At 39.9% G+C, this 4,559-nt stretch carries 4 protein-coding genes and 1 pseudogene; all 5 read right to left on the reverse strand.

Features of this window, described 5'->3' with window-relative positions:
• Nucleotides 1–117: 117 nt before the first annotated feature.
• Nucleotides 118–903 (reverse strand): hypothetical protein, encoded by a 786-nt coding sequence (locus ACEW8S_RS05745; protein WP_373517225.1) that lies wholly within the window; start codon nucleotides 901–903, stop codon nucleotides 118–120.
• Between the two features lie 74 nt (nucleotides 904–977).
• Nucleotides 978–1,583: a hypothetical protein gene (locus tag ACEW8S_RS05750; protein WP_373517226.1), complete on the reverse strand. Its 606-nt coding sequence runs from the start codon at nucleotides 1,581–1,583 to the stop codon at nucleotides 978–980.
• A 169-nt stretch (nucleotides 1,584–1,752) separates the two neighbouring features.
• Nucleotides 1,753–2,844: a redoxin domain-containing protein gene (locus tag ACEW8S_RS05755; RefSeq protein WP_373517227.1), complete on the reverse strand. Its 1,092-nt coding sequence runs from the start codon at nucleotides 2,842–2,844 to the stop codon at nucleotides 1,753–1,755.
• A 273-nt stretch (nucleotides 2,845–3,117) separates the two neighbouring features.
• Entirely contained in the window at nucleotides 3,118–3,852 is a 735-nt protein-coding gene (locus ACEW8S_RS05760) for a class I SAM-dependent methyltransferase (protein WP_373517228.1), read from the reverse strand.
• Between the two features lie 6 nt (nucleotides 3,853–3,858).
• Nucleotides 3,859–4,559, reverse strand: a pseudogene (locus ACEW8S_RS05765) (hypothetical protein); the annotation flags it as partial.

The raw sequence follows: 4,559 nt of genomic DNA on the forward strand, positions 1-4,559 counted from the left end.
TTTTTGCTCGCAGGATGAAAATAGCAAGGGCAATAGAGTCGCGTAAAGCAAAATATATCGAAAACAGAATTTAATAATATAATTCATGTTGATTTATTTTATACTTTATTTTTACTTTTAGATATTATCTGGTTTTGTGAAAAACTTCATTACTCTCTCTTCCTTAAGTAGTTTGTCGGTGAACTGATTGATTTCCTCACTTGAAAGTTGTGGTGATTCAATTTGCATGGGTCTTAGGCTACCGTCCTTTTGTGGCGCTATCAAAATTGTTTTTCCAAAACTGAGGTTAAAAAGTCTGGTGTTGACAATGGCGTAGGATTCGTGTTCCAGGGTCGTAAAAGCGACGTAATCAATTTTGTTGTTTTTGGTCTTATAGAATCCCTGCCCTACATAATCGGGATGGTTGCGGGAAATTATCTCGCTGCCCACATGGGAGAAATTAACCGAATCGATGGTGTCGGTCAAAACGAGTATTTGGAAAAATATTTCGTCATTTCTTTTTTGCAATCGATTCTCGTTCAGCCTGTTCTTCTTAACGAAGAAGCTGTTGTACAATATTGTTTTGTCATTTATAGTTTTGAAGTAAGTTCCAGATCCGTTATAGCCGAAATTACCAAGACCGGCGAACGTTCCTTTCCCTACTATGTCATAACGGGGTACGGGAAAAACTCCAAACGTAAAAGGGCCGGTTGATTTGTTATTTGTAAATGACAGATCTGCTTTGAACATATCCGTATCCCAAGAAGAGGAATCCTGCCTTTTTTCGACGGCCAGTGCTCTTAAGGAATCGGAAGAAACAACATCAGAATTGTTGGCATTCTGTTCGACATCAGTTTTTTCGGTACTCATATCGGTACAGGACAAGACCGTTATTATGGACAGTATCATGAGTAACTTATTCATCTTAATAATCGTTTATGCGAACTTTACTACGGGATTACACTACCCCGAAAAACGCGGTATCCTTCGACCAATGTTCATTTGTCCAGTCTATTTTTTTCGTATTTACGGATTAGTTTTTTTCCTCCCGCGAGCATAATCATGTGTGAACTGGGGTTTATCGTAGGCAATTTATCGTCTTCGTTAAAACTTGCGGCTTGGGTGGATGTTTTTCCATAGACCTGGGATGAGGATATCAATGTTCCGACATTCAGGTCATAGATCGCTATTGATACGGCCGCCCTGTTGCTTGAAAAATTGTCTTGGTCCGGAAACGATAATGTTCCCGCACCGTCGCTGATGACGTTTCCTCCGACGTTGATTATGAAGTCGCAGTCCGTATCGTTCCTTAATTGTTTCAGGTCCGAATTCGATAGATTGAAACTTATTTTTGGTGCTACCAGTTTACTGCTCCTTAAATCGTCCATTTCCAAAAGGGAGTCTCCCAGAATTTTTTTGAAACCCTTTAGCGAAGCCTGATATAGTTCTGTGTCGAATACTGTTGAATTGGACTTGGTGCTGTTAAGGATCCATTTCCCCTCGCTGAAGTCCAACTGTTTTCCTGTGTCAAAAGTGTAGCTGTATTTTGCCCCGCCACAGGAACAAACTACAGAAAGAATGAATATCAGGAAAAGTTTTTTCATCTCTTTTAAGTTTTGGAAATTATTTCTCTCTGTAACCTTCTAGGGCTGAAATAAATGGCTGATAACTCCTTATGTCAAAATAGTATTATGCGATTAACTTTAATAGTCTTGGAAAGCACTATGTTGACTTAGTTCCTTTCTGATTATGAAATAATCGTTTATTTGAACTTTAGTCAGTTTTTTGCTTAAAAGTTGGATTTTCCCCGAAAACTTCTTTAAGTTTCTTGGTGAGAGCTTTCTCCCTCAAATTTCTTGCGACGATAATACCCTTATCATCGATGAGAAAATTATCGGGTATACCGACAACGCCGTATATGAGGGCAGCCTCGTTTTCATTGAATTTTAGGTCCGTAACATTGTCCCACTCCAATGCGTCCTCTTCGATGGCATCGAGCCAACTTTCCCGGTCCTCATCGAGCGAGACACCTACTATCCTTAGACCTTTTTTCCTATATCTCGAATAAAGCTTGGAAAGTTCAGGATTGGACTTTCTGCAGGGAACGCACCAAGATGCCCAGAACTCTACCAAAGTATATTTCCCCATTAAATCGGAAAGCCTGGTCGATTCGCCATCCGGTTTTTCTTGTACGAAATCGACGTACCCGTCGCCCACTTCCGGATTTTTGTTCAATTTAATATATCGGTCGAGAAGTTTACCATAGACCGTTTTCTTAGCACTGTCTTTTAGTTGGGAGAAAAGATTCGCCACCGATGTTTTTTCCCATCGTGTTCTATTCCTGTTCAGGATGAAAGCGCTAACGGGGGAATTAGGGTTTTCCCTGATAAAGTCCTTTTCTAGGGCTATCTCATCCTGTTGCAGTTTCCTGTACGACGCTTGCACCGAATCCTTCCGCAGGTCTGTCAGTTCCGGCAGGGCCATTATATTGCCTAGACTGTCCATTGCCGTTCTGATAGCATCACTCCTTTCGGCCAACATATTTGCCATGGACTGGATCTCGCCGCCGCTAACTTTCACTTCAGTGAGACGATTGGGTAAGGCCTCTATTCTAATTTGGACGTTCTCCAACCACAAAGGTATCGGCTCATCAAAATTTTCTAGGAACATTAAGGTCCATGTCGGTTCTTTTACTTTTCCCTTGAATAAGAACGTTTCCCCTAGGACCATTGTGGAATCGTTCAGCCCATCGTTCCTCATGTAGACCATAGTGCTATCAGGGACTGCCCGCACCGTTCCATGAACCTCATATCCGATACCCATTTTATCCTGCTTGCAAGAAAAAAGTGATACTACTGAAATCATAAAAAACGTCCTAATCAGCATAAACTCTTTATTTATAGGATTATAGCTCCTTGGAAGGAATTACTTGATTCGTTCCAGGTAACAGAAAAATTAAGTTCGGTGCCCAATTAATCGTTTATTTGAACTTTAAACACTTATCAATGAAGATAAAAATAAATATCCAATGCAATATGGATATTCCGGTAGAAACAGCGAAAATATCCATTCCGGTTCAACCATATATACTAGCGACCTAGGCTGGACTTGGCCACTTGTGCTGAATTGCCGAGCCTCTCACTGTTTTTTTGTTGCAATCATCATGTGAGGGCTAAAGAACAAAAGATTTACGTCGTTTTCCGTAATTTCTATCAAATCCATGAGGGTTTTTTTGCTCGTTGCATTGGACATGCTGGAAAAATAATCCTTGTCCAACCAGGCCATACCCTCAATGGCATGGATGTTCAGGAAAACTAAATCCTGACCCTCGAACTCTTCCTTTAATTCTTCCGGCCTGTGGTAATATGCTTCTGCAAGAAGCCAAGGAAATTCATCAGGTGGATTGTGGATTCCGGTGGTCAGTTCTTCCACGCACATTTCAAAATATTTCTTGCGGTGAATCAGTCCCTGCATCAGACCTGCCAAGGTCGACGCGGTATAGTTGATGGAAAATCCCAGAACGATCCCTCCTGATTTGGCAACCCTCTTGGCCTCCTTGATCGCTTTTTCCCTGTCCGATTTTTTCTGTAGATGGTACAACGGTCCGTGTAAAATCACTAAGTCGGCAGAGTTATCCGGGAAATTTAAATCCCCGGCCTCCCCCAACCGAACATGGAACTTATTTTTCAGGGTGTTGGCCCTTCGTTTTGCCCGTTCGATGTGTTTGGGAACCGGGTCGACCAAAAAGACCGTATGCCCCTTGTTCGATAGCCATTCCGCATATTTGCCCGTCCCGCCACCGACATCCACTATTCTTGCGGACCTCTCCAAATGAGGACTGACCACGCCATAGCTTATGTACGGTCCTAGCAACTGGCTTTATTTCGTTAATGCTTTTATAATTCTTTCTTCGTTTATAACAATATCTCTGAATAGAACATGTGGAAATTCTTGATATTTAGATAGCTTGAATGCCTCGAAAATTTTGGAAAGGGTAGAAGCTGTCAAAAGCGATAAGTTCATTTCTGTGTCCATTTCGCAATCATAGACAAAATCATCGCTAAATTCTGGTGCAACAAGCAGGATTTTTACAATCCGTAAATTGTTTTTCAAAGCCAAGTTTTGATATGATTTCAATTGTCTCGAAACGGTACTAAATTTATTGTAACCCTTTTCTTTTATCGTTTTGCACTCAACGATGATAATTTCGTTATTTCCCAAATTTAAAAGAATATCTATCATATCCTTTTGGGTGTTTATTTGGTTTTTGAACTTATCATCTACATTGAAACCTAAAGACTTGAAAATTATTTTAGTAAGTTCTTCAAATTTCAAACCTAACTCACTTTCTTTTCCAAAAATCCCATTCTCCTTTAATAAGTTCAAATTGCGGTAACCAACATTCTCATAATTTTCGAGATATAAGTTTTCTACATCTTTGTAGTGTTCAAGGATATTTAAAATATCATCTCCTCTTTGTTTTATTCCGTTATCTTTTACAAATTTTGATAAATCCGGTTTTGTAATTAAATCTAAAATATCTCTTGGTTTTATATTATAGTCTAAAAGAAAGTCCGCAT

The sequence above is a fragment of the Pricia sp. genome (assembly GCF_041745955.1).
Lineage (GTDB): Bacteria > Bacteroidota > Bacteroidia > Flavobacteriales > Flavobacteriaceae > Pricia.

What these genes read in the sequence shown, in the direction of transcription:
- ACEW8S_RS05745 (WP_373517225.1), bottom strand. Translation starts at nt 903, where the DNA reads ATGAATAAGTTACTCATGATACTGTCCATAATAACGGTCTTGTCCTGT.
- ACEW8S_RS05750 (WP_373517226.1), bottom strand. Translation starts at nt 1,583, where the DNA reads ATGAAAAAACTTTTCCTGATATTCATTCTTTCTGTAGTTTGTTCCTGT.
- ACEW8S_RS05755 (WP_373517227.1), bottom strand. Translation starts at nt 2,844, where the DNA reads ATGATTTCAGTAGTATCACTTTTTTCTTGCAAGCAGGATAAAATGGGT.